General features: G+C 52.9%; 22 protein-coding genes. 13 read left to right on the forward strand and 9 right to left on the reverse strand.

Annotated features, from left to right (window positions below; all coding sequences use genetic code 11):
• Window positions 1–2 precede the first annotated feature (2 nt).
• From MED297_RS11990 to MED297_RS21340, 4 genes are all read right to left on the reverse strand, one after another.
• Window positions 3–1,313 carry an NAD(P)/FAD-dependent oxidoreductase gene (locus tag MED297_RS11990; RefSeq protein ID WP_008045260.1) on the reverse strand — a complete coding sequence of 437 codons (1,311 nt, stop codon included), beginning with the start codon at window positions 1,311–1,313 and terminating at the stop codon, window positions 3–5.
• 133 nt (window positions 1,314–1,446) lie between these two features.
• Window positions 1,447–4,560, reverse strand: coding sequence for an efflux RND transporter permease subunit (locus tag MED297_RS11995; protein ID WP_008045261.1), 3,114 nt, complete (start codon window positions 4,558–4,560; stop codon window positions 1,447–1,449).
• A complete protein-coding gene (locus tag MED297_RS12000; RefSeq protein ID WP_008045262.1) occupies window positions 4,544–5,824 on the reverse strand; it encodes an efflux RND transporter periplasmic adaptor subunit in 1,281 nt (426 codons plus the stop codon). Before MED297_RS12000 ends, MED297_RS11995 begins: the two co-directional genes overlap by 17 nt.
• 99 nt (window positions 5,825–5,923) lie before the next feature.
• Complete coding sequence (locus MED297_RS21340; RefSeq protein WP_008045263.1) at window positions 5,924–6,631, reverse strand: head GIN domain-containing protein; 708 nt, start codon at window positions 6,629–6,631, stop codon at window positions 5,924–5,926.
• 317 nt (window positions 6,632–6,948) lie between these two features.
• Here MED297_RS21340 and MED297_RS12010 point away from each other — a divergent pair, with 317 nt between their 5' ends.
• From MED297_RS12010 to MED297_RS12045, 8 genes are all read left to right on the forward strand, one after another.
• A complete protein-coding gene (locus MED297_RS12010) occupies window positions 6,949–8,133 on the forward strand; it encodes a hypothetical protein (protein WP_008045268.1) in 1,185 nt (394 codons plus the stop codon).
• A gap of 177 nt (window positions 8,134–8,310) precedes the next feature.
• A complete protein-coding gene (gene htpX, locus MED297_RS12015; RefSeq protein WP_008045270.1) occupies window positions 8,311–9,174 on the forward strand; it encodes a protease HtpX in 864 nt (287 codons plus the stop codon).
• A 319-nt stretch (window positions 9,175–9,493) separates the two neighbouring features.
• Window positions 9,494–11,662, forward strand: coding sequence for a 1,4-alpha-glucan branching protein GlgB (gene glgB, locus MED297_RS12020; protein WP_008045272.1), 2,169 nt, complete (start codon window positions 9,494–9,496; stop codon window positions 11,660–11,662).
• Window positions 11,663–11,841: 179 nt separating this feature from the next.
• Complete coding sequence (gene glgX, locus MED297_RS12025) at window positions 11,842–13,965, forward strand: glycogen debranching protein GlgX (RefSeq protein WP_008045274.1); 2,124 nt, start codon at window positions 11,842–11,844, stop codon at window positions 13,963–13,965.
• 34 nt (window positions 13,966–13,999) lie between these two features.
• On the forward strand, window positions 14,000–14,395 hold the full coding sequence (locus MED297_RS12030; protein WP_008045276.1) for a hypothetical protein: 396 nt from the start codon (window positions 14,000–14,002) through the stop codon (window positions 14,393–14,395).
• Window positions 14,396–14,516: 121 nt separating this feature from the next.
• A complete protein-coding gene (locus MED297_RS12035) occupies window positions 14,517–14,888 on the forward strand; it encodes a hypothetical protein (RefSeq protein WP_154650926.1) in 372 nt (123 codons plus the stop codon).
• A gap of 114 nt (window positions 14,889–15,002) precedes the next feature.
• The gene (locus MED297_RS12040; protein WP_202594547.1) at window positions 15,003–15,506 is read left to right on the forward strand and encodes a hypothetical protein; all 504 of its coding nucleotides are present in this window, start codon (window positions 15,003–15,005) and stop codon (window positions 15,504–15,506) included.
• 115 nt (window positions 15,507–15,621) lie between these two features.
• Entirely contained in the window at window positions 15,622–16,701 is a 1,080-nt protein-coding gene (locus MED297_RS12045; protein WP_008045282.1) for an AraC family transcriptional regulator, read from the forward strand.
• Window positions 16,702–16,721: 20 nt separating this feature from the next.
• On the opposite strand, the gene MED297_RS12050 is transcribed toward MED297_RS12045, so the two are convergent.
• From MED297_RS12050 to MED297_RS12065, 4 genes are read right to left on the reverse strand one after another with little or no spacing between them, the layout of a single operon-like run.
• Entirely contained in the window at window positions 16,722–17,855 is a 1,134-nt protein-coding gene (locus MED297_RS12050; protein ID WP_008045283.1) for an ABC transporter permease, read from the reverse strand.
• A 10-nt stretch (window positions 17,856–17,865) separates the two neighbouring features.
• Window positions 17,866–19,035: an ABC transporter permease gene (locus tag MED297_RS12055; protein WP_008045284.1), complete on the reverse strand. Its 1,170-nt coding sequence runs from the start codon at window positions 19,033–19,035 to the stop codon at window positions 17,866–17,868.
• Window positions 19,032–20,018, reverse strand: coding sequence for an HlyD family secretion protein (locus tag MED297_RS12060; protein WP_008045285.1), 987 nt, complete (start codon window positions 20,016–20,018; stop codon window positions 19,032–19,034). The genes MED297_RS12055 and MED297_RS12060 overlap by 4 nt, the downstream gene beginning before the upstream one ends.
• Window positions 20,019–20,050: 32 nt before the next feature.
• Window positions 20,051–21,364, reverse strand: coding sequence for a TolC family protein (locus MED297_RS12065; protein ID WP_008045286.1), 1,314 nt, complete (start codon window positions 21,362–21,364; stop codon window positions 20,051–20,053).
• A 179-nt stretch (window positions 21,365–21,543) separates the two neighbouring features.
• Between MED297_RS12065 and MED297_RS12075 the strand changes: the two genes are divergently transcribed.
• A complete protein-coding gene (locus MED297_RS12075) occupies window positions 21,544–22,146 on the forward strand; it encodes a GNAT family N-acetyltransferase (RefSeq protein ID WP_154650927.1) in 603 nt (200 codons plus the stop codon).
• A 20-nt stretch (window positions 22,147–22,166) separates the two neighbouring features.
• Window positions 22,167–22,754 carry a hypothetical protein gene (locus MED297_RS12080; RefSeq protein WP_040557191.1) on the forward strand — a complete coding sequence of 196 codons (588 nt, stop codon included), beginning with the start codon at window positions 22,167–22,169 and terminating at the stop codon, window positions 22,752–22,754.
• Here the strand turns inward: MED297_RS12080 and MED297_RS21880 are convergent.
• Window positions 22,707–23,291 (reverse strand): phage integrase N-terminal SAM-like domain-containing protein, encoded by a 585-nt coding sequence (locus MED297_RS21880; RefSeq protein ID WP_083779425.1) that lies wholly within the window; start codon window positions 23,289–23,291, stop codon window positions 22,707–22,709. The two genes, MED297_RS12080 and MED297_RS21880, sit on opposite strands and share 48 nt — an antisense overlap.
• Before the next feature lie 533 nt (window positions 23,292–23,824).
• Here MED297_RS21880 and MED297_RS12085 point away from each other — a divergent pair.
• The 3 genes from MED297_RS12085 (at window position 23,825) to MED297_RS22710 (ending at window position 25,461) form a co-directional block, all read left to right on the forward strand.
• Window positions 23,825–24,229, forward strand: a complete 405-nt coding sequence (locus tag MED297_RS12085; protein WP_008045291.1) for a hypothetical protein — start codon at window positions 23,825–23,827, stop codon at window positions 24,227–24,229.
• Window positions 24,230–24,301: 72 nt separating this feature from the next.
• On the forward strand, window positions 24,302–25,030 hold the full coding sequence (locus MED297_RS12090; RefSeq protein WP_008045292.1) for a hypothetical protein: 729 nt from the start codon (window positions 24,302–24,304) through the stop codon (window positions 25,028–25,030).
• A 107-nt stretch (window positions 25,031–25,137) separates the two neighbouring features.
• Window positions 25,138–25,461 (forward strand): low molecular weight protein tyrosine phosphatase family protein, encoded by a 324-nt coding sequence (locus MED297_RS22710; RefSeq protein ID WP_008045293.1) that lies wholly within the window; start codon window positions 25,138–25,140, stop codon window positions 25,459–25,461.
• Window positions 25,462–25,742 lie beyond the last annotated feature (281 nt).

The following is a 25,742-nucleotide window of genomic DNA, read 5'->3' on the forward strand; positions in this document are numbered from 1 at the left end:
GATTATCGTTCCGGTGCCGCCTTGATCCGATCCCGCAACAGTCGAGCTTTGACCCCCCAGCGCAGAAACGGTTGTGGTGGTAACCAGTTGGGTTCCGGTCGTTGTTCAATGGCCCGCAGATGTTCGCTGTCGCCCCCGAGGGATTTTAACGCCAACTGTTCGCCGAACAGCGTCGCCAGACCGATGCCGCCCCCGTTGTAACATCCCGCTGCGAACTGACGATCCGAGAGTTGTCGAAAGACATTAGCGCTGTTACCGCTGATGCAGGTTACGCCCGACCAGGTCGATTGTATGAGCCCGTTCAATGGCAGTGTTGGAAACCGCCGTTGCAAGCCCGTTTCGTGTGTCGTCACTCGGCGATCCAGATCGGCGCGGCTCATGTTGACGGCATTATGCGCTTCTGCGGTGTTGCGAATCATGATTCGACGATCAGAGGTTAAGCGCACGGTCGCGCCCATAGCCTGAGCGGACAGGACGCCCCATTCTTCCGGTTTGCCGAGACCTGCAAATTCTGTATCCGTCAATGGCCTTGTCAGACTGGCCGTCAGGCTTAACGGGAAGGTGTTCAATCGAGCAAGGCCAAGCGCGGTTAAAAAACCGTTGGTGCAAAACAACACTTTAGCGGCGCGAATGTAACCCTGAGGGGTTTGGACGTTGATGCCCTGTGTCGTTTCCTGCCACGACACGACCGGTGTGTTTTCATGCAGCGCAACCGATGCTGGTAAATGATCGACCATGGCGCGCGCGAGCTTACCCGGATGCAGCATAATGCCGCCTCGGGTATGTACGGCCATGCGGTAAAAACCGGTCCCTAATCGCGATGACAGCGCGTCTGAACTGACGATTGAGTGTTCGATGTCGCATTGAGTGAGCGTGTCACTGAACTGAGTCAGTTTGGCTTCGTTGGCGGCCAAGCTGGTGGCATGAAATTTCCCGCACGGGTTCCAGTCACAGTTGACATTGTGTTGATCGACAAACGCCTTCACGGCGTCAACGCCAGCCAGATTGAGTCGGTATTTTTCCAGATAACGGCTGAGGCCATCATCGGACAGGTGACCGTCATTCAGCGTGGAATCAACCAGGTAGCCGGAGTTGCGACTGCTGGCGCCTTCGCCGGCGCGCTGTGCATCAAGGACAATGATGGATTGTTCCGGAGCATGCTCGGCAAGCGTTCGTGCGGCTGACAGGCCTGTATAGCCGGCGCCGATGATCAGCGTGTCGCAGCTGTGCTCACCGGTCAGTGTTGGTCGGGAATCGCGTTCAGGAAGATCCAAAACCCATCCGCATTGGGGGTCGTTAACCGGGTGCAGCATGGCTTTACTCTCAATGGTTTTTACCGGATTCTGGAGTAAAGTCGAACGGCTGTCTATGCATTAACGACGAGGGTAGAGTGGCGGTGCTGTTGGGGTTCGGGCACCCCTAAGGGTACCCGAACCGGGTGATGGATTATGGTTGAGGTTTTAGCGATTTTGGTCGCAGACGACTGAGCAGCCATTGTTTAAATTGGCGGATTTTATTCGCAGCGCTTTCGATGTACGTCAGCAAAGCAGGAATCACCAGCAACACCAACAACGTTCCGTACGAAATCCCAAAGGCCAGCGAAGCCGCCATGCTTTGCACGAGCTGCGCCTGAATGGAGTCCGACATCAGAATCGGGATCAAGCCGCCAACGGTGGTAATGGATGTTAGCAACACGGCACGCAGACGCTGGCAGCTGGCGTCAATGATCGCTGGCTTGACCTCCCAGCCTTCATTGCGCAGCTCCTGATAGCGATTAATCAGAATGATTGAATCGTTAATGATGATCCCTGACAGTCCGAACAGTCCGAAGATTGATAAAAAGGTCAGGTTCATGCCGAGTGCCCAGTGACCAAAAACAGCTCCAGTCAGAGCAAAGGGGATGGCTGACATGACCGCAAAAGGCCAAGCGTAGTTCGAGAAAACCCAAACCAGAATAAAGTAAATCAGAAGCAGTCCTGCTATGGCTGCGATGCCCAGGTTTCGGAACATTTCTTGAATATCTTGGGCGGTGCCCTGGATCTCGCCGGTTAAACCGAACTGTTGCAGCACCGGTTCAACATCGGCCTGGTAGATTTCACGTGACAGGGCATTGCTGTCGGCCTCTTCATCCAGAATCACCGCGTTAATTCTTACCCCTACTTGTCCGTTGTGATGGAAAACCGTCCCAAAAGCCTGTTGAGTGTGGAACTCCGCGATGTTGCCGAAGCGAACCCAACTGCCATCGGGTATCCGAATCGGCAAGTCCCGGATTTGAGCCGTGTTGCTGATGGCATCATTCGGCAAGCGGACATTGACCTCAAGTGACGCGTCGTACTCGGTAAAGCTCTGTGCTTGCGCCCCCATTAACGCCTGTCGCAGTTGCGCCGAAACCTGAGTATCGGTGAGCCCCACCTGTTCTGCTGCGGGTGTCAGCGTAAAGACAATTTCATCGCCGCCTTCGGGCAGGTCGTCGGTGATGTCGGACAAATAGGCGTATTGTTCCAGTCGAGTCTTTAGCGCATTGGCACCGGCGGTAAGGTCATCCAGGTTCCGACCGGCCAGGAAGAAACTTAGTGTGGGACCGCTAGAGGCAGATGCTGAATCCTGATTGGTGGAGATCCGATCCACATCCGGGCCGCCTGGGATTCGCTCGCCCCAGGCTTTCAGAAAGTCAGCGTTCGATAAGGGCCGATCGTCACGATCGACCAGCTTGGCCTGAACCTGAGCGAAGCCTTCGTCGGCACTGTAGATTTCATAGACCTGAGTGACGATGCCGTTGTCTGTTTCAAAACTGTCATCGGTTTCGGCCAATGTGCGTTTGAGAGCCTCTGTGTAGTATTCCACGACCGATTCATCGGTGCCGTCGCGGAATGATACCGAGGCTGTGACCATGTTGTCTTCGACTTCCAGTTCCGGAGAGAACGGCACCGTTCGGGACAACACCATCGCGCCGGCCAGAACGGCCATGACAATGGCCAGTAGCACCGTCACAAAACGGTTGTGAATGGCTGCTGTCACAAACGGTCGATACAGGTTGTCCCGGAAACGATTGAAGCCACTGTCCATAGCCTGGCGAAAACGACTGCGTTGGTGGCCGCGTTTGCTGAGACCATGATTCAGGTGGCCCGGCAAAATCAGGAAGCATTCAATCAATGAGGCGATGATGACCGAAATGATCACCACCGGCACCGGTCGGAGCATTTCTCCAAACGGACCCGGCAGCAAGAGTAACGGTAAAAATGCGGCAATTGTTGTCAGCGAACTGGCGATGATTGGCGCGAACATGCGTTTGGCCCCGAGCAGAGCGGCTTCGTGCGCGGGCTTACCTTTTTCCATCTGTGTCACGGTCTCTTCGCCGACCACAATGGCGTCATCGACGATGATGCCGAGGGCCATCAGAAACGCGAACACAGACAGAAAGTTAATCGTCCCTCCGGTGCCGTAGAGCAACATGAACGTGCCGGCAATCGAAATCGGAATGCCGATAGCGCTCCACCAGGCGACGTGTCGGTTGAGGAAAAAGAACAGGATGCAGATGACCAGCAGCAGACCGACCAGTCCATTGCTGATGAGCATGTCCAGGCTGCCTTCAACCACTTCAGACATATCCCACCAGACCACAATGTCGACTCCGCGAGGCAGTTCCGGGCGGACGTCATCCAACCATTGATAAACAATGTCGCTGGTCTCGAGGCTGTCAATTTGTGGTGAAGGAAAAATCAACAGTCGTACAACTTCCTTGCCTTCGAGGACGTAATGCCGCGCCCCTTCCCGGGTTTCTCGGCTAACCGAAGCCACTTCGCCCAGAGGGGTGTTTCCATTCAGCGTCAGTTGGCTGATGTGCTGCGCGCGTTCGTTTTTCTTATCCGTGGTGACGGAAACCTGAGCCGCATCGGTGGACAGCAAACCGCCGGGGCTGTTCTGGTTGGTGCCGGCAATGCGACCGGCAATCTGATCGATCCCGGTCTGCTGTTGAACGAGCGAGAGTAAGTCGGCTTCGACCCGGATTTCTTCATCGGGAAAGCCACGAACGTCCACTTCGGCAATACCGCGTCCGAGCAGGTCGTTTTTAAACTGCTGAACCAGCGGCCGCAGCTCAGTGACCGGTCCTTCGGTGCTGACCAACAGTGAGAACATCGCTTCACGGTCTTCCTCAAGCTCTGCTTCGGGCTGTTCGGCACCGTCAGGTAAATCCCGATAGGTGTTGAGGAAGCTGGTCAGTTCGGACATGGCATCGTCCATATCGGCATCCAGCGCATAGCGCAGGATGATCTGACTGTGTCCTTCGGACGACCAGGACCAGACTTCTTCGATGTCATCCAGGTTGCTCAAAGCACTTTCCAGCGGTGACGTCAGGCTTTTTTCGACGGTGGCAGCGTTTGCCTCCGTCCAGGTGGTATTGATGCTAATCACCGGAATGGTCACGTCTGGCATCAACTGCGTCTGAATTCGGTTCAACGCAACCAGGCCGGCCAGTACCACGATCACCATGATCAGGTTGGCGGCGACGCGGTGCCCGGTAAAGTACGCCAGGACGCCTCGATCATTCAGAGTCTTCATTCGTGACCTCACTGTCTTCGGTTGTGTCTTCCATGTCATCCTCAGGCACCGGTTCCGGGTCGACACCGGCCTCGTAGATCTTCATGCCGGTGGTTGGGTTGTTCAGTCGGGTCAGCAGAACACGAACCTGATCGGACAGCTCGGCTTGAGGTTCTACGACCAGCAGGTCTTTCTCGCCCTGAGTCAGGCCTCCCAGCACATTGACCTCTACAGCGGCCAGTCGCTGCTCTTCGTCGACCTGATAAATCCACTTGTCCTGGAACACGGCGGTTGCCGGCACGGCCAGCGTTTCTGCTTTTGGGGCGGTGTTTAAGGTCAGCCTAACCACATCGCCGGGCAGCCAGTTGCCGGGCTGCTCCAGGCGGAACCAGGCATTAAACCCGGACTGACCCGCTTCGAGCTGTGCTTCGGCGTGATCAAAGGTCACCGGACTGACGCGGTTGCCGGCCTCAATGGTGCCGTTGAGTTCGGTTTGCTGACCCAGCAAGGACGTAGGTAACTGGACCGAGACGGTCAGCGCATCTTGGGAGTAGAGTCGATAAAGCGTCTGTCCCGGGCTCACGCGTTGTCCGGCTTTGACATGAACCTTCGCCAGAATGCCATCAAACGGCGCGGCCAGTGTGGCCTGTTCGAGTTGGCGGCGAGCGGAAGACAGCGCCAGTTCCAGTTTGCGTTGCTGCACATCGAGTTGACGGTTGTTGACGTCATGGTTGGCAATGGCCGCTTCGCGTTGCAGAACCGCAAAGCGTTGGGCCTGTACCTGCTGTTCCAGTTCATCGATGGTCTGTTGAGTCCCGAGGGTACGTTGTTTATCAAGCTTGGTCGTCAGCAGGTTCAGATTGGCTTTTTCGACCACCAGTGCTTCGCGATCGAGCGCCTGTTGTGACTGTTGCAACTGTCGTCGGGTGTCCAGCTCTTCAAGATCCGCCAAGGTGGAGTTCAGTTGCAGACGCGCATCAAAGTCGTCCAGAGTCAGGATGGTCTGACCGGTTGACACAGGCTGCCCCTCTGTTGCTTCAATCGTGGTGACGTCGGTGTTCAGCAAGGCCACTTCGGTAATATCCCGAAGTGGTTCGACCCGGCCGATTAACGTCATTTGAGGGCGATGTGCGTCGGGTATCAGGGTATCGGTGCGGACATCCCAGACCGGTTCTTCCATGTCGGGAATCTGAGGGGCCTCATCGCTGCGGAACATCAAAGCCAGTGCACCGGCGGCGAGTGCCAGAATCACAATCGTGACCAGCAGGGTTTTCAGAATTCTCATGCGAAATCCTTTCGTTAAGGTGATCGGTAGCTGCGCAGTGTCGGATGCGCTTGCCGGCACTGTAAGTGCCGACAGTCACAAGTTGACGTCCGTTGGGTCTCAGTCATCACTGAGGACCGAACTGGCGCCGGAACCGCTCTGACTGACCCGCGGGCGGCCACGGTAGCGAACGTCACTGGCGCCGGCGGCGGACACGTCCAGAGTGTCGCTGGCGGTGACACGAATCGACGACGCACCGGCGGCATCAATTACGACGTGTTCGGCGGCGAGATCAAAGGCGTTGAGTTCCGCTGCGCCTGCAAAATCAAGCACCAGATCCCGGGTGCGACCGGCGAGCCGGCCTTCAAAGGCGCCAGCGCCGTCCAGTGAGAAGCGATGGGTATCAATCGTCATATCCAGCTCGACCGCACCGCTGGCGTCAATGTGCAACGAGTCGGTTTGGTAAACGTCGGAGGTCACCTCCATGGCACCGCTGACGTCCAGTGTATTCAGCCCGTTGGTCAGGATGACATAGCGCAGCGTGTCGTCCGGCCTGAACTGATATCCCTTTTCCGGACCAATGGTCAGGTGAGTACCCTGCTGGCGAATGGTCAGGTGTTGTTGGATGTTGTCCTGGGCGAACACAATCAGCTCATTGCGGTCGGCGTTCTGCAGGCGGACTTCGCCATTGCCGTAAACCTCCACCGAGGTGATCGGGTCGAGTGAATGTTGGGTGCGGTAAGAGTCGCCGCTGCCGTGAATGGTGTAGGGCACACAACCGACCAGCAGCAAAGTCGATAAGGTCGTTTTCAGTACGGAATGATTCATGGGGCTTCCCTGGCATGTGTTGATGCGAGTCGATTGCATTGACTGTGCCAGCTTGGCTCTGGCGTATTTGGTGGTTCTTAAGGGATGCTGGGTCTGTTTTGTTGGCTTTAGTGAGTAAATCCGCCAGATTTTTTGGCGTAATGTGCAAACAGGTTTGTTTAGGTGGCGTGGGCCTGCATGACCGGGCGTTATGAGAGCGCACAACCCGGACCCTTTCTGGCGATTATAACCGACACCATTCACCCGATTGGGTGAAGCGCGAAGACCTGCTGGGACAATAGACTGCTCATTCCATCCATCAGGAAGAGTATTTAGCGGTGAGAATCAAAAATCTGCCCTTTGTCATAGCAACGGCTGCCATCGTGCTGACAGGTTGTAACTCGGAGTCGGATGTAAACGACGACAGCGCCCCCATCTCCCCAACAGGGCCTTTAGAACTGACTGACGACACCTGGAGTGCCGGTCAGGATCGAATATTGGGGCTTAACTTCAGTGGGACGGCGACCACGCCTGTGCTGTCGATGATGAAAGGCGCCCCGGTCAGCGGGCAAGACGGCGACTTATTTACCCTTCGGACAGTGACGTATCCGGATACCACCTTTAGCGATCTTCGGGTCATCGATAACGCCAATGATCGTCAGGATTATCAGGATTTTGACATCATTACCGCCAACGCGAAGGACTATGTCATTGCCTGTCAGGATGGGAATAACACCGTCGGTTATGCCCAGCCGGTGAAGCTTCAAATCTGGCAGGCTGATGCACCGAGCGACATCAAAACGATCAAGCTTGAAGATGCTAACGGTGCTTTTACCCTGCGGGATTGTAATGCGCTCGACGCTCAGTTCACTCAGGGCACTTCAGAAGCGATGGCCGCTCAGGTTTTTGTCGTTGGTTACAGTGAACCGACTGGTGGCGGCTTTGGCGGCGATCGCCTGGTGCGGGTTGACCTGACGGTGGATACCACCAAAACCATCGCTGCTGGGGCTGTCACGGCCAGCACCGGTACCGATGACACCGCGGCAAACGGCCTCTATTTTGTCGATGACAATTTTGACCGGTTGGATGCCGTTGCTGTTCACCGAACGGCGATATACCTCACACAGTTTGATGACAGTACCGGGGCTAACCAGCTGTATTTTCTGAATCCGGCGGCCGCAAACCCAACGGCAACACTGGTGTCTGAGTCAACAACCGATGTTTTCGCTAACGCCGAACAAGCGCAGTGGGTAGAGGATATGGTGGTTGTGCCGGGGATCAGTGATCACGATAAGATCTATCTGGTGTCTTCCAGCTCAGCGCCGGGTGTGGCGATCGCCGGCTATCGCCCCTATGTCAATAACGTGCCCGCGCAGCCTCTGGCGCTCTCGACCGATACCTTGGCCGAGCGTTGCAGTGACGTCATTGCCGCGGTGGCAAACGCCGGCAGCGGACAGCTGATGTGGTGTTACGACTCGACCGATGCCGGTAAAATTATTCAGTTACAGGTACCGTTTGAGTAATTCAGCCACCTGGCTTTGGACAGTGATATCGTATGCATTAAGCGCCCCGTAGGTTTCGGCTTCCGGGGCGCTTTCTGTATGTAATGAGAAAATGACCTCCGGCTATCTTGAAGTCTGACCGAAAAGGACGCAAAAAGGGCGTTGAGCTGAAAGTTTATTCACGAAGGGTGATGTCTCATGAAACGTACGATGCTGTTCCTGGCGACCAATATAGCGATTGTCCTGGTTCTGGGTGTCTTTTTAAACATATTACTGCCGATCTTCGGGGTCAGCCTCGGTGATACCTCCGGGCTGCTGATTCTGGCGATGGTTTTCGGGTTTGGCGGCAGCTTTATTTCGCTCGCCATGTCCAAATGGATGGCGAAGCGGGCCACCGGCGCTAAGGTGATTGAACAGCCGTCCACTGCCATGGAGCAATGGCTGATGGAAACCGTCTCTCGGCTCTCCAAGAAAGCCGGAATCCCCATGCCTGAAGTGGCGATCTTCCCGAGTCAGTCGATTAACGCCTTTGCCACCGGAGCCAGCAAAAACAGTTCGCTGGTGGCGGTATCCTCCGGCATGTTGCAACAGATGTCGCAGGAAGAACAGGAAGCCGTTCTGGCGCATGAGATTGCTCACGTTGCCAACGGTGACATGGTGACAATGGCCTTGATCCAAGGGGTGTTGAACACCTTTGTGATCTTCCTGGCGCGCATCATTGCCAACGTGATCTCTAACGCGGTTTCACGCGGTGAAGAAGGGCAGGGTCTGGGCTTTTTCGCTTACATGGCCGTCGTGTTTGTGTTGGAAATGATTCTTGGTGTTCTGGCCAGCATCATTGCGATGTGGTTCTCGCGTCAGCGAGAGTACCGGGCGGATGCCGGCTCTGCGGAACTGGTCGGTGCGCCGAAAATGATCGCCGCACTGGAACGCTTGAAGCGATCGGCCGAGCCTGAGCTGGAAGGCCAGCTGGTGGCCTTCGGCATCAATGGTAAGCGCTCTGAGCTGTTTGCCTCTCACCCCAGTCTGGACAGCCGCATCGACGCTCTGCGTCATCGGTAATCGTCTGAACCGGTCCTCTGACCCGCCGAATCTTGAGCCGGGTCAGGGGGACCTGATATTTTCTCCTCAGTACTCCACCTTTTTTCATTTGCATCTCACAACTTTCGTTACGATCCGTTAGCATCGTGGCTATAGTGAACTTATCCGCGCAGAAACCTGCTGGTAATCTCACGTGATGACCAACGGGAATACTCAGTGCAAGCGCTGGTCTGCTTTTGACCGCGTCCGCTAAAAAAACTTAATGTGCAGGAATCTCCGTTCATACGACCGGCCAAGGTTTTGGTCAACATAACAACAATCTAAGGAGACAGGTCATTCAATGAATATCGCAGAGCAGTTAAACCGCGTTCTGGAAGCACGACCTTTTGAGCATCTCGGCGTCTTCGAACAGGCCAAGGGCTGGTTGGTTCGGGTTTTTATTCCGCAGGCCGACCAGGTTCAGCTGTTGAATCTGGCCGATGGGACTGAACTGACAACGCTGGCCAAGGTTGATGATTCGGGGTTGTTTGAAGGTGTGCTGTCGCAATCGTCGAGGCCGGTCTACCGGTTGAAGGTCGATGCCGGCGATCAGACATTCGAACTGACCGATGCCTATCAGTTCCCAGAGCGGGCGCTGCAGGACTTCTCCTGCGATTCAGATACCCTGTACCGTAACATGGGCGCCCAGCTGTGCAGTGTGGACACCGCGGCCGGCTCGGTCAGTGGCGTTCGCTTTGCGGTTTATGCGCCCAATGCCCGCTCGGTCAGTGTGATCGGCGCCTTCAACAATTGGGACGGTCGCCGTCATCCGATGCAAAGCAGCAGTGACGGCATCTGGCGATTGTTTATCCCGGATTTACAGCCTGGCGATGCCTACAAGTTTGAACTGAAAGACCCTCGTGAGCACCCTCTGCCTCACAAGTCCGACCCCTACAATTTTTACTGCACGCAATACCCGGATTTTAACTCGATTGTCTTCGATCACACCGCTTACCAATGGCAGGACGATGACTGGCAGAACCGACCTCAGCGAGCCCCGGCCAGCGCGCCAATGGCGGTCTATGAAATCCATGCAGGTTCCTGGCGGCATAAAGACGGCCGGGTGATGACCTATCGGGAACTGGCTGATGAACTGGTTCCCTACCTGGTGGACATGAACTTTACCCACGTTGAGTTCGTGCCGGTCAGCGAGCACCCGTTTGACGGCAGTTGGGGTTATCAACCGCTGGGCTTGTTTGCGCCGACCAGTCGTTTCGGGTCGCCTGACGAGTTTAAGTATCTGGTGGATCAGTGCCACCAGAATGGCATTGCGGTCATCGTCGATTGGGTACCGGCCCACTTCCCATCGGATGCTCATGGCTTGGCTTTGTTTGATGGCACGGCGCTCTACGAATATGAAGACCCGCGACGTGGCTGGCACCCGGACTGGAACTCCTACATCTACGATTTCGGTCGCTTTACCGTGCGGGATTTTCTGATTTCTTCCGCCGTTATCTGGCTCGATTATTTTCACGTAGACGGTATCCGGGTGGATGCGGTCGCTTCGATGCTGTATCTCGACTATTCCCGCGAAGAAGGCGAGTGGGTGCCGAATGTGGATGGTGGCAATCACAACTACGAAGCCATCGAGTTCATCAAGCGCTTTAACGAAACCGTTTATGGCAAGTTCCCCAAAGCCATCACCATTGCTGAAGAGTCCACGGCTTATGATGGGGTCACCCGTCCGGTGTTTGCCGGTGGCCTGGGGTTCGGCTTCAAATGGAACATGGGCTGGATGCACGATTCGCTGGAATACATGCAGCGTGACTCCATCTACCGACCCTATCATCACAATGAACTGACTTTTTCGATGGTCTATTCATTTAACGAAAATTTCGTTTTGCCGCTGTCACACGACGAAGTGGTCCATGGCAAAGGCTCCATTCTGGCCCGCATGCCCGGTGATGAATGGCAGCAAACGGCCAACCTGCGGGCGTACTATGGTTTCATGTACGGACATCCGGGTAAGAAACTGAACTTCATGGGCAATGAGTTTGCTCAGGGCATTGAATGGAACCATCAGGCGCAGCTTGACTGGTACCTGCTGCAGTTTGAGCGCCATCGGGGGCTGCAGAATCTGTTCCGGGATTTGAACCGGCTGCACCGGGATGAACCGGCGTTGCATGAGCGCGATTGTGAGCCGTCCGGGTTTCGCTGGATCAATCACGAAGATTCACAGAACTGTGTGTTCAGTTTTGTCCGCACTGCCGATAACGGTGATCAGCTTATCGTGATCACCAATATGACACCGAACCCGCAGGTGGGTTACCGCATCGGGGCACCAACGGCAGGGCGATATGACGTGCTGCTGAACACGGATTCGCATTTTTATGGCGGCAGTAACTATGATGTTGGCGACACTTTTTATACTATCAGTGAATCAGCCAATGGATTGCCGTTTGCTTTGGACATCCGGGTGCCACCCTTAGCCACCCTGTTTCTGAAACAATCACCGGTAACAATCGGCTAGTATCCTTTATTGTTGCATTCTTGACGCAATCAAGCGCCGTTCAGACATGAACTGAACGGCGCTTTCGCGTCTGACACCCTGATCATCGACTATGGTATCTTTACGGTTTCAGTCGTCGGTCAGTCAGTGTTTCGTTCTGTCTTAAGACTGCGCAACCATTGATGTGCCCAGAGGTCGTTATGATGACTCAAGTGAATCCCGTTCCCGGTGTGGATACGGGCAAGCCTTTTCCCCTCGGTCTGAATGTTCAGGATTCAGGGGTCAATTTTGCGGTCTACAGTCCGCATGCCCATCAGATAGACGTCTGTTTCTTTGATGAGCAGGACAACGAAACCGAGCGTTTCGCGCTGCCGGCGCGCACCGGTGATATATGGCACGGTTTCCGGGAGCAGGTTAGTCCAGGGCAGCGTTATGGGTTTCGCGTGCACGGTCCTTTCGAACCGCAGAACGGGTTTTGGTTTAACCCCAACAAAGTGATTCTCGACCCCTATACCCAAGAACTGTCAGGGCCCATTGAGCCGAACCTGAATGTCTTTGCCCACGACCTGAAAGTGCAGGGCGACATTATCATGGACACCCGGGATAACGCTGCGTTTATTCCGAAGGGGCGGGTTCCACAGCAGCGCTATTTTGAATGGACCGCCGACCGGCCACACATTTCCTGGCGGGAAACCATCATTTATGAAGTCCACCCAAAAGGGTTTACGCAGACGTTGCAAGACGTGCCGGAAGAACTGCGTGGCACTTATCTGGGTTTGGCGCATCCGGCCGCGATCAAACATCTGACCCGTCTCGGTGTCACCACCGTCGAACTGATGCCCTGCTTTGCTTTCATGCCAGAGCATCGCATTACTGAACTCGGGTTAACCAATTATTGGGGCTATAACCCTGCGTTATTTCTGGCGCCGGAGCCACGATATGCTCATAAAGATGCCGTACAGGAGTTTAAAATCCTGGTGAATGCCTTGCATGAGGCGGGCATCGAGATTGTCTTGGATGTGGTTTATAACCACACCGCTGAAAGCGGGATGCTGGGGCCGGTGCTGTCCAACAAAGGGCTGCACGCACGCGAGTTTTATCGTTACCACAACGGTGACTACACCCATCACATCGATAACTCCGGTTGCGGTAATTCGGTCAACAGTGACCACCCCTACACCCTGAAACTCATTCTGGATTCCATGCGCCATTGGATGACCGAGTTTCGGGTGGACGGTTTCCGGTTCGATCTCGCGGCCAGTTTGGGTCGTGAAAAATGGGATTTTTCACCGGACGCGGCATTCTTTAAATCGATCATGCAGGACCCGATTCTGTCCACCGGAAAGATGATTGCCGAACCCTGGGATATTGGCCGCCACGGTTACCAGTTGGGTAATTTTCCGGAAAACTGGTATGAGTGTAATGACAAGTTCCGCGATACGGTGCGACGTTTCTGGCGGGGCGATGAGGGGGTGACCGGTGATTTTGCCACCCGGCTGATGGGCTCGAACGATGTCTTTCACAAGGGTACCACCCGCTTCTCTTCCAGTGTGAACTATGTGGCTTATCACGACGGTTTCACCCTGCACGATCTGGTCTCCTATAACCACCGTCATAACGAAGCCAACAAAGAGCACAATCTGGATGGTCATGGTAATAACCTCAGTTACAACTATGGGGTTGAAGGCGAGACCGACGATCCGGTCATCAATAAACGCCGCCAACAGCAGAAGCGAAACTTTATCGCCACCTTGATGGTGTCACAGGGCGCGGTGCACTTTTTGGGAGGCGATGAGTTTGGCCGGACCCAGAAAGGCAACAACAATGCGTACTGTCAGGATAACGACATCAGCTGGGTGCATTGGCAAGGTCGGGATACGCAGTTGGAAACCTTTACTCAGCAGATGATTGCGCTGCGCAAAAGCAGCAGTCTGTTCAATGATCTGATTCTGCAGAACCAACAGGGGTTTCAGTCACCTTTCAGTTCCGATGAAGTGCATTGGTATCGACCGGATGGCAAACCCATGGAAATCCGGGACTGGCATAATCCGCAAACGCGAGCGTTCGGGATGTTGTTGTCGACCAATGTGGAAGACCCCATCAAAAACCTGCATCAATGTGATGAGTATTATCTTGTGTTGTTCAATGCCTCGACTCATGATCTTGACTGTACCCTGCCGTGCAATCCGATCAGTGGCTGGCATGTACTGTGTGACACCGCTCGTAACGATGGTCTTCTGCCGGAAGAGCCACAAATGGTGAAAGGTGAAGTCTCATTACTCGCGCAATCGGTTGTCGTCCTGGGACGGGCTCATCGGAACTGATGTGCCGTCTGTTCACAGGCTCTTGGAGTGATGTATGGAAATCAAACACGGCAACATTGACATCCGCGTTGAAGATCGGATCGTCATTGCCAAATACATCGGGTTGTTCAACCTCGAAGGTGTTCAGGCCGAACTTGAAAAGCTGAAGACCACCATTACCGAGTTACCTGAGGGGCCCTTTGTAATGCTGGTGGACGATCTGGACCTGGAAGGAGGGACGCCGGACGCTTATGAAGCGGTGGATCAGTTCAATATCTGGCTGCAGGACTTCCCGATGATCGCCAAAGCCACGGTCGTCGAATCGACCGTGAAACTGAAGATTCTGGAAGCCCGAATCCCTTCCCGGCAACGGCAAAACAGCCGCGCGTTCATGTCAATGGACGACGCCCGATCCTGGTTATTGGCGCAGCTGGCTGACGCCGAATCCTGACCGCAGCCTGGCCGAGCGTGCTCGGTTTGACCATTTCATCGTTAACGGTTGTTGTTAATACTAAAAGGCTGTATGTTTATACAGTATTTAGTCAACACTCAATGCCGAGGTAATGATGAACATGAACTATGAGGTGATAGCAACCATGGCTGCCGACCTGTCCAAGCAGATGCTGAAACTCAATAATCAGCTGGATAAGATCATCGACAAGCAGAATGAGCTGCGTGACCCAGATGAACAACAAGCCGCTGCCATAGCCCTGATTGAAGCGCAACAGTGGGAAGACGCGGCCAAACTCTGTGCTGAACAGGCAAAAGAGGCGGCAAAGCGCAGCAAGCTGGACGACGATGAGCGCAGCCTCCGGGAGCAGTTGGAGACGTTACGCGTTCAATTGGCTGAGGCGGCCGAAGGCAACACCGCATCAACCAGCGGATTGAAAGCGGTTGAATCGGCGTCGGATGATGCTTCGGATGAGGCAACCGACGCGGCCTGATTTGTCAGGAACGTCAAAAGAGCGAGTCAGTATCCGGTAGGATGTGAGTTTGAACACAGGGAATTCTGTGCAACCGGTTAGGATGCCGGCAACTCACTCATAAGGATGACGCAGATGACTCAACCAGTCCCGGTGCCGGCCTCCCGGTCGGCCGTGAATGAACAGCCATTTAGCATTACGGCTTTGTTTGCCAGCGCATTTACGCTGGTGTTTTTTGCGATGTCCGCAATCGTGTTGTGTTCGTCGGTCTATCGGGCCATCGTGTTTTTTATTCAAACGCAGGACTTTACGCAGTTTACCATTCAGATTGTGAACGGCGGGATCATCGCCATGGCGCTGTTTGAACTGGCGACCGTCATTGCAGCTGAATATGGTCGCGAACGATCTCACGATGTCATCACGATGATGAAACGGACATTACCACGGTTTATCGGCACCGTTGCCATTGCACTGGCACTCGAAGGTTTGATGATGGTGATCAAATACAGCCAACTTGATTTGGCCGGGAACCTTTATTATCCGGTGGCGATCATCGTCAGTGCCGCCATTCTGTTAATTGCGTTGGGCGTTTTTATTCGCTTTGCGGAAAGTTCGGACTCGACCGTTGCCGAATCCTGATCAGCGTTGAATCGGTCATAAGCATTCGGTCGTCGTCGAAGCTGAGGTATACTGATCGCTTCGGGCGTTCTTTCCACGCTTCGACGATGTTTTTCGACAAAGGCCGCTTTCCTGCATGATTCGCCCCCTCACCGTTCTCAGTTCCTGGCCCCGCTTAATTGTGCAGGTGGTTTGCCAGGCCGGTTTGGATGAACAGGCGTTCTTAAGTCAGACCGGGTTGGACCCGACACTGTTGACGGACCCCAATGCGCAGGTGTCGACACTCGAAGTAATTCGTCTGTGGCAGGCCGCTATCGATTTGCTGGGTGACGATTTGCCATTGCGGCTCGCACGGGCCGTGAACGCCGGAACCTTTCATGCACTCGGCTTCGCCATGGCGACCAGTGCAACCGGGTACGATGCGTTGGCTCGACTCGCTCAGTACTATCCCATGATCACTTCATCTATCCAGCTTAAGTTAATTGAGCAGGGTGATTTTGTTCGGATTCGATTGGAGTCTTCGGAACTGACCCAGACGCTGCGTAATCAGTTTGCCGTGGAAGCTCTGGCGCTGAGTGTGGCGCAACTGCGGGAAGCGGGTGCTCTGGCACTACTCAGTCTTTGTCGCAGTTTTTTCGGGGTCAGCTTTACCGCTGAACAAATTGTCTTGAACCGCCAATTGGGCGCGCTGTACCCGGCTTATCAGGAACACGTGCAATGTGAGTTGATCGATGGCGCTGATCGGGTTGAAGTGAGTTTCAGAAAAGAACAACTCGATCGGCCTTTGCCCTCAGCCAACCCGCACTTATCAGAGCTGCACGATCGGATCATCGAAAGTTATCTGGCCATGCTGAAAGACGACGTGAGCACCCGGGTTGTGTCGGCCATTATTCGTCAGTTACCTCGCGGTAACACCACTCAGGACACCGTGGCCAAAGCATTGAACCTGTCTTCGCGGACATTGCAGCGTAAACTGGCTGACCGAGGGCTCAGTTTCCGTGAGTTACTGGTCAGCACTCGTAAGGAACTCGCGCTGCAATACCTGCGACAGAACCACATTCCGGTATTGGAAGTCGGTTATCAGTTGGGCTTCTCAGAACCGGCGAACTTCTCCCGGGCGTTTAAGCAATGGACTGGAGAGCCTCCGGGTCAATATCGGGAACGATGGCAGCAAGCACACCCCAGCACGGAAGATTCTTCCAAGCAAGGCGACTGAACCGGCTCACCGGTCGTCGGTTACTGAATCGGAACCGATGGCGCCTCGGCTTCTGCCGTTTGGCTGAGTAGAATCCGGCAGGCCAATCCCAGACTTAACCACAACCCTGCCAGTCCCCAACCGGCTTGATAGTTTGGTGCCTGATCCATAAACGCAACGTCCAGCATGGCATTGATGCCCCAGGTGGTCGGGATCCAATGTGCCAGTGCTTGTGCCCAGTCGGCCATGGCAAAGGTCGGCCAGCTCGCACCGGCCAGTAGCAGAAATGGCACCGACAGCGGCAGGCACCAAAGAATGGCGGTTTCCTGTTCTTTAAACCCAATACTGATGACCATGGCAAAACCGATGACGGCCAGGATAAATGGCACCGCCACCGATAAAATAGTCAATCCGTTTCCGCTGGGGTATACGCCCTGCCATGGCAGAATGAGCCGATAGAAAAACAGAATCAGCGCAAGTCCATTGACCAGGTAAATCGCGACGTGTGCCAGCCAGGTTGAGAAGGGCGCGCCCATCGGTCGCTGCATTTCGAATCGATAGCCCCAGTGCATACCCAGTGCAATCAGAATGACCTGCTGTACGATCACCAGAAAAACTGCCGGCACCAGATACTGAAGATAGCTGGCGTTGTCGTTGAACAGCGTGTTGATCTGCAGGTGAATGGGTTGGGCCAGTGCCTGTGCATGAATGGCGTTGCCTTCAACCGCCTGAAAAGCATTCTGGGCGGACTCCAGATTGATTTCCTGTAACGTCTGCGCGATGGCTTTCATGGCTGTACTGTAAACCAGAAAATTGTCGGCACGGCCACCGTAGGGCACGACAACCGGTTGCTGATGCGCCAGCTTACGATCCGTTTCCGATGGAATATGCAGAAAAGCCTGGACTTCCGATCCATGTAACCAGATGCCTTCTTCAGGTTCGCCCGCCCGCACCTGAGTCACGTTGAGTTTCGGATGGGCATCCAGACGGGAAACCCAATCCCGGCTGGTGGCCGATTGTTGAGCATCCCAGACAATGATCGGAATGTGATTCACCACCGCATGTTGATACGGCAGCGGATAGAACACCGCGTAAAGCACCGGGGCGCCGATTAAGATTAACAGCGCACCGGGATGTCGATTCAGCCAGCGCAACTCACGCAAAAAGGTTTTCATATCTGCACCCCTAGTGTTGATGCCAGAGTTCGGGCCGTAACAGGTGGCCGCGCAGTCGCAGCATGCCGGCACTGCCAAAACAGAGCGCAAACACCGCGATGACAGCGAGGTCCGGCAGGACGTCAACGAGCCCTTGCTGCCAATGCAGTATGCGGTTCTGCACCTGCACAAAGATGCCGATGGGCAGTAAGGCCAGCCAGGTTTGCGAAATCCAGTTCATGTTGAATGTCGGAAAGGTAATGCCAATGAACGCAAACGCCGGGGTGGTATAAAAGGCCGCCACACTTAAAGCCCGGCGGTAGTTAGCCAGGACGGCAATGGTCAGCAGGCCGGCTGTTTGATAACAGAACTGGGTCAGCCAGCCGGCAATCAACAGACTGAACAGTGACGCGTGACCGCCGGCTTGGTTATCAGCAAAGATGAACACGGTAATGCCGGCCAGCCACAGACCCATGACCAGACCCGGCACCAACAGTTTCGTCGTCAGCGCTAAAGCCAGGCTGTGGTTATTGGCCGCCAGCCACGCTTTTGGCGTGCCGTCTTTAAACTCCGTACCAATCGCCATGACGGTGACGACCATGACCACCACATGCCAAAGATGCGGCAACAACGTTGCCAACAGAAAGGTACGATAATTCAGCCGGCTGTTTCCCAGCACACTGCGCGCGCCTTGTACCGGCTGAATGTTGGCCAGAGCCTGTTCTTTCATCTGGCCGCCGGCCATCAGTGCAGCGGTACTGTCGCGCACACTGCTTTCAATGATCTGTCGCAGCACATGGCTGGTCAGCGTATTACCCAGCATAAAATTCTGCTGATTGACAAACACATCCACGGTGACCGGTTGGCCGGCGATCAGGCTTCGCTGATAGCCCTCAGGTATGACCAGATAACCAAAGCTGTCTTTGTCTTTTGCCCGCTGCAACGCGTCGTGCACACTCGGCAACTGTTTCTGTACAGCCACGGAGGCGCTGGCATCGAGTCGGAACCTGAGATCGCGCGAAGCCTGACTTTGATCCTGATCCACCAGATCCAGTGTAACATCGTTGACGGCATGTGTGGCGATGACACCGCTGACCAGGATGAAGCTCAGTAATGGCAACAGAAACAACGTGGCCCAGTAACTCGGTTGCGTCAGTACGCGTTGCCATTCCCGTTGCAGGCCGGTGAAAAAGGCGTTCATACGGCTTCGTCGTCCAGGGTGATGATGGCTGACATACCGGCGCGCCAGTTCGCTAACGGCGCATCCGGCCGGGCATGCACCTCAAAGGTTTTCAGGTCGTACTCACCCGGTCTTGTGGCCTGCCAGTTGGCGTAGTCGCCCAGTGCGGAAACAAAATCGACGGTAAAGTCGGCCTCTGCATTCAGGCCGGGCAGGTAGGCCCGAAAGCGCTGACCTTTATTGAAGCGGGTGAGTTGGTCTTCACTGACATGGAATCGCAGATAGGCCTCATCAAGATTGACCAGTGTGACCACCGGAAAGCCGGCCGGAGAAATTTCGCCTTCATGGATTAACACCGACGTCACTTCGCCAGCGCGGTTGCTGGTGATTTCCGTCTCTGCCAAGGCGGCGTCTACTTCGGCCAGTGCACCCTGAGCGGCTTTGAGATCACTTTCGGCGGCACTGATCAGTTCATCTTCCGTCCCGTTCTCGGCCATCTGATAACGCTGTCTGGCCGCTTCCAATGCGAAGTGAGCTGCGTCGGCTTTGGCTTGGGCTTCGTCGAGTTGTTGCTCCGGGATCAGCCCGTCGTTGTAGAGATTGGTCAGCCGTGACAACGATTTATCGGCAAGCTCAGCGGACGTACGCGCTTGCAGCATCTGATCTTTTGCCATGGCCAGCTCTTCGTTGCGGGCACCTCGAATGGCGCGATCTTTCATCGCCGTTTTGGCCGCAATTAAGGCCAGCGCCTGATCTCGTTTCGCCTTCAGTTCCGGGCTGTCGAGCGTAAACATGACATCGCCGGGCTGAACGGAGTCTCCTTCACGGACGGCTATCCGATCGACCCGACCGGGTATTTTTGCGCTGACCCGGATCTGCGGCGCTTCAACGGTCGCCTGAATAATCGGCGCGGGCGTATGGTTTTGTAATCGATAGCCGTAACCGATAAAGCCAATCAGAACGGCGACATAAATCGCGGTGATGATACTGGTGGTTCGTTTCATCTGGTAGCACTTCCTTTGGTCGGTTGGTCAGATCAGAAAAGCTGGAAAAAAGAATCGACGTTTCCGGTCATGGCGGTCAGTTGAGCCACCGCGACGTAGTAGTCGTAAAGCGCACGTTGTTGTTCGAGCTGCAATCCGGTCAGCAACAGTTGCGCGTCAATTTTATCGAGCGACGTGGCAACGCCCTGGTTGAAAGCGGCACTTTGCAGACGCAGGTTTTCTTCGGCCAGTTTGACACTGGAGTCGAGCGCCTCGATTGCTTCGATCGCCTGGCTGATGGCGGTTAACTGTTTCTGGACTCCAACCGTCAGATCGCGCTCCAGTTGCTGGCCGGTCAGTTCCGCCGCTCGTTGATTGGCGTGTTGACTTTGAATGGCCTGCCAGCGATTGCCATTGCCGAACAGATGCCAACTTAAGCGAACGCCTGCCGTCCATTCCGGATCCAACTGGGTCAGGTCGTCAGTGGCCAGTTCCGTTTTGGCAAACAAGCCAACGGTGGGTAACAGATCGGCGCGGCTTGCTTTGACGGCGGCATCGGCCAGATCATGTTTTGCATTGACCTGCTGCAGGCCCGGGTGTGTTACCAGTGTCTGTTGGGTCAGATCCGCCGCATCGAGGGTCGTATAGGGTTGGAACCGCATCGGCTCAACCGGCAAGGCCGGTGCATTCGCGAACATGGACTGGTACGCCTGTGCAGCCAGTTCATAGTTGGATACCGCCGCACGCCACTCCCGCCGGGCTTTATCACGTTCGACCTCTGCTTGCAGGCGTTCGGTGTATGCGATGGTGCCTTCCTGCTGCATCCGAATGGCGCGAGCGAGTTGAGATTCCAAACTGTCCAGCGCCAGTTTACGGATGTCACGATTTTGTTTGGCCAGTGTGACCTGTAAGTAGCGTTCCACGTAGCGGACAAACAGCGACTGCTGACTCTGCGCCACTTTGGCTTGCTGTAAACGTATCTCGGCCTGCTTAGCATCAATGCCCGCACTGATCTTACCGCCGGTAAACAGAGGTAGGGTGGCGGTCAGTTCAGTGTCCCAGAAGCTTTCTTCCTGCACCGGGAAATACACCGGTCCGCCGCCAGGCATCAACGTACTGGTGTCAAACCACACGCCCAGTTCATCGTCCATCAGGTTCCATTGGCTGGTCAACGAGATGGACGGCAGGCGTCTGCCGCGTGCAACGGATAGATCGGCTTCTCTTGCTGTCAGTGTCTGTTGTTCGGCGGCAAGACCCGCGTGTTCGGTCAGCAGTTGCTGCCAGGTGTTTTCAATTTCGGAGTTGGCATACAAGGGACTGCTGAGGCCAACGGACAGCAGCAGTAGAGGCAATAAAGAGTGTTTCATGATATTCGGTGTTGTCGAATGATGGGGGCGACACAGTTTACGGAGCGTGGGAATCTGGGGCTTATCATGGAGCGCCAAAGACTTATCATTTGTCGCGTATTTACCCTTCGCCGACGGTTCAGGTGTCAGCGAGATCAGGAATGGCAAATTGACAGCGACCGAGGGAACGGGGACTATGATTGGCTTATCGCCATCACGACCAGAACAACATTGCCTGCACCGTTGGGTTCAAAATGGGCGTGGCAATCCAGGCCAATCACAGGAGCAAAAAAAGGATTATTATGAACGTTGTTGAACCTTCAATGGATATGGTTGACGCCTACAAAGATTATGTTCAGGACTGTTTTGATCAGGGCGTAAGCCATTACGAAGAGGCCACTGAAAATCCACAAGAAGCCTTACAAAGTATTATTGATGCCGCCACAGGTGAAAATCTTCCCGAGGGCTATTTGCCTTATAAAACCTACTTTGCGGTGGAAGATGGACAGATTTCGGGGGCAATACGTTATCGGCTCGGCACTAATGAGTTTTGCGAAAACGTTATCGGGCACATTGGTTATGAAACCCGTCCGTCGCGCCGAAAAGCAGGTGTTGCGACGTTTTTATATACTCATGTCGTTAAAAACTGTTTGCATGGCCGGGCTCTGGTGATGTGTACGATTGATAACCTTGGCTCAGTGAAGGTGATTGAGTCGCTCCCGCATAGGATTTTGGGTGAAGCGTATAATGACCATGAACAAGCCATCATCAGAACATACGAAGTTGAATCGCCGATCGTTTAATGAGGAGATTAGGGAAAACCATGGACGTTATGCAAAAAGAGTTAGCATTGATCAGTCAGTATCAATCATCAGATTTCAAAAAAGGATCGAGGACCTATCAGCTGGTCGTGGAACTTGCGCTTACTGTTCGGTTGCTGGTTGTCGGACTTTTTTTCATCTCGTCAGGCTTGGCTCAAGCCGATGCCATTGCTTATTCCAACGATATCGAAGAGCGCTTTGCCTACAAAGACTGGGTGTCCTATAAACAGACCGATCTGTGCCGGCCGATGTCTGAGTTTATAATCGGTGGCTCGGTCGCATCATTGGCGGTGTTCGATAAGGGCCCGTTGTGGGAACAATACGAATCGGAGCCCTATCGTGCTTTTGTCTATGGAGAATATGTTAAGTCCTATCGTTTGCGGTTTAACAACGAGCTCATTAATTCTGAACAGATTTCAGAGTCGCTGTTAAACCAACTCGCAAACGGCTCCTATGTGACGATAGAGGCTGAGATATACAGCGACTATGAAACTCACAGAACGGATAAAAGCAAAACATTTAACGCCACGGCAACGATCAGCTTAAGCGGCAGCTCTGCTGCGTTTCGCTATTGCGGGTTTATCGAGTAGCTTGGTCTTTGGCCACTTTCTTGATAACGCATCCGGCATATAGACGCCGGCTTTACCAATCGCTTTGTCACTCTCTAGCAAATGCTTTACCGACTCAATTTGGGCTATAAGTGGATCAACGGTCACATTTGGTAGAAAGGTACGGCGCGACTTATCGCCTTTAGCTTCTATTATGTAGAGACCATATTTGGCAAAATCGACGTCTTTAACTCTCAGTCGAATAGCTTCACTGACACGCAAACCACTGCCATACATCAACTGTGCGATGAGTTTATGCAGACCCTGAAGATTATCGATTACGTTCGACGCCTCAGTTTTACTTAGTACAACAGGAATTTTGGGTTTACGTCTTGCGTAGTTGAACGATAAGCCTTCGGTGTCAAATCCCAAAAACTCGCGATATAAAAACACGAGAGCATTGAGAACTGTTGCCTGGGTGTTTGGGGAGCAATATCGTTGTTGTGCAAGATGATTCAGGTATACCTCGACATCGGCTAATGTAAAGTCGTTAGGCGACTGGTATTTGCTGTATTTGATGAAGTTTCACACCGATAAAACGTAAGTTTTCTCTGTGGTATAAGCCAGGCCCCTGCTACGTATGAAAACTCGGAACTGATCTAAGAACCCAGCAGGTTTTGCGGGTAGGGCTACTCTCACATCCACTTTTTCAGATTGTCTCATCGTGTACATTCCGTCGTGCGTCTTAACTCTATGTATATACGGTAGGTGATAATTGAACAATGAGAAAAGTGAATGGAATCACAGTTTTTAAACGGATGGAGCGGGTATTTCGGAGAGCTTCCATATTTAGCTGCATGCGCGGCAAAAATCTGAAGAATGGATTCAACAGGTTCTAAATTGAAAACGAGAAACCTTATTAAAAAGGGGTTCCAAGCGCAGCAATAATACCAAAAAACTGCACGTGCGGTTTTTTTGGCTATTCAAATTGACACAATAGGATAAAGCTCCGATTATGACTGCGTCTCGCGGTAATATTGAAAAAGTCGTTAATCTGTGTATGCCGCCCCATCAAAAGCCGCGGTAGCGGTATAAGAAACTGTTAACTGTTTATGAAGAACTTAGACTGGATTAAATTTTTTGACCTTTGCAACGAAGTCTTAGGCGTTGGAAGCTATTCTATGTGGCGCAGTGAAAACTGGTGTTCATGGACTACTTTTGACCGAATAACTGATGATGCAAAATATTGGGCATCGGGTTTACCCGCTCTTGGCGAATACAATGAACATGGTGTTGGTGACGGTGGGAACTGGGGTCAACCATTTCAATTTGATTCAATTGCGCACTTAATCATTCCAAAGAAATTTGAATTTCGAGACATGATTGAGGGTGAGTTTATGCATAAGATAACGGAACAAAAAATAGATGAGCTCTCTGCGCTACTTAAAGGGCAAGAAATTCAACACTATTTGAGCGATTGGGCTTTAGAATTGAGACTAATTGATGCTCACAGTTAACAATTACAGGCAGTCGATGCGAAAAAAACGCGCAACTGCTGCAAGCGTTAATGTTTTAGGATCAGACTACACATGAAAGAATTACTAACAAATTGGGAATTCTGGACAGCATTTCTAGCAGCAATAGCGCTTATCCTATCTCAATTACCTCCAGTTGTGAGTTGGTTTAAGAAAGCTAAGCTTGATATTGATATTCATGCTAGAGCATTTTTAACCCATAAGATAGGAAATCCCAATCTGCAATTACATCTAATTGTTCGTAATATCGGCGGTCGTGAAACTAAAATTAATTCAATTGTTTGCAAAGTCATTCACAACAAGAAAATAATTGCAGAACTGCCCGCACAAAACTACCTATCAGAAGACTCCAAGAACAACGTCCTATTAACCAAGTTTTCTATTAAGCCGGGTCAAGAATGGAGTAAAACTTTAAATTTCTTAAACTACTTTGACCGCAAGGAAGGTCAAGTATTCCGTGATGCTAGTAAATCAATAGAAGACTATGTTTTTGAAAAAAGAAAAGAGGATGATAAATCAATCCATTATGCACCTGATGAACTGGTCGCACCTCTTTTAGATCAGTTTGATAGGCTCTTCATTTGGAATGATGGGGAGTATCTTTTACAAATTGAAGTAAATACAGATGCTCAAGAAGCTCCAATTCTTCGGGAATACAGATTTACGCTTTTTGAATCGCAATCGGCTGAAATGAAAGAGCATACAAAAGACTACAGTTCGGGTGCTGGAGTTTATTTTGACTACGCTAGGCACTCAGGAGTTTTGGTAGATTTACAAAACTAAATATTAACAAACTGTAACACGCAGTCCGTCCCGGGTTTTGGACTCAAAACTCACTGGCGTTCGTTTTTCGCCGGTGTACAAAGGCGTTCAGTGTATTAGGAAACTAAGTGCAGAAGATACTTTTTCTATGCAGTAAAAATAGACTTCGAAGTCCAACCGCAGAGGCAGTCTTTAGTGATGTTGAAGGTTGGGAGGTTTGTTCGGCGGGCATTAGTAATGAGGCCGAGGTACATGTAAGTAGCGAGGATATTGAATGGGCTGACTATGTTTTCGTAATGGAAAAATCCCATAAACGAAAGTTAGCGAACCAATTTCCTCGAGCTCTTAAAAGAAAAAACATCGTTTCGCTAGATATTCCGGATGAATTTGAATATATGGAAGAAAAGCTGGTAGAGATACTTAAGTCTAGGGTGCCAGGACATGTACGGTAGATCACTCAGAATAAATGCGGACTGTGGATTCTTACCTCGCTCCACCCACAAACGTTCAATGTCCGCTTTGGCCGTTCCAGGTTAAATCAGAATTGAACTTCCAATGTCCGCAATCGTGCAGAAACAGAACTGACGCTCTAGACCACTAACTGCATTTCATTATCGTTCTAAAAACTATCCACTACGTCTGCTTTGCCGAATGTCGTCAGAATCCTGTGTACTGCCAAAGATCAGTAAACACTGCACAGCAAACTTTTAACGTCTTCGATCAGAGTTCTTCA

The organism is Reinekea blandensis MED297 (genome assembly GCF_000153185.1).
Lineage (GTDB): Bacteria > Pseudomonadota > Gammaproteobacteria > Pseudomonadales > Natronospirillaceae > Reinekea > Reinekea blandensis.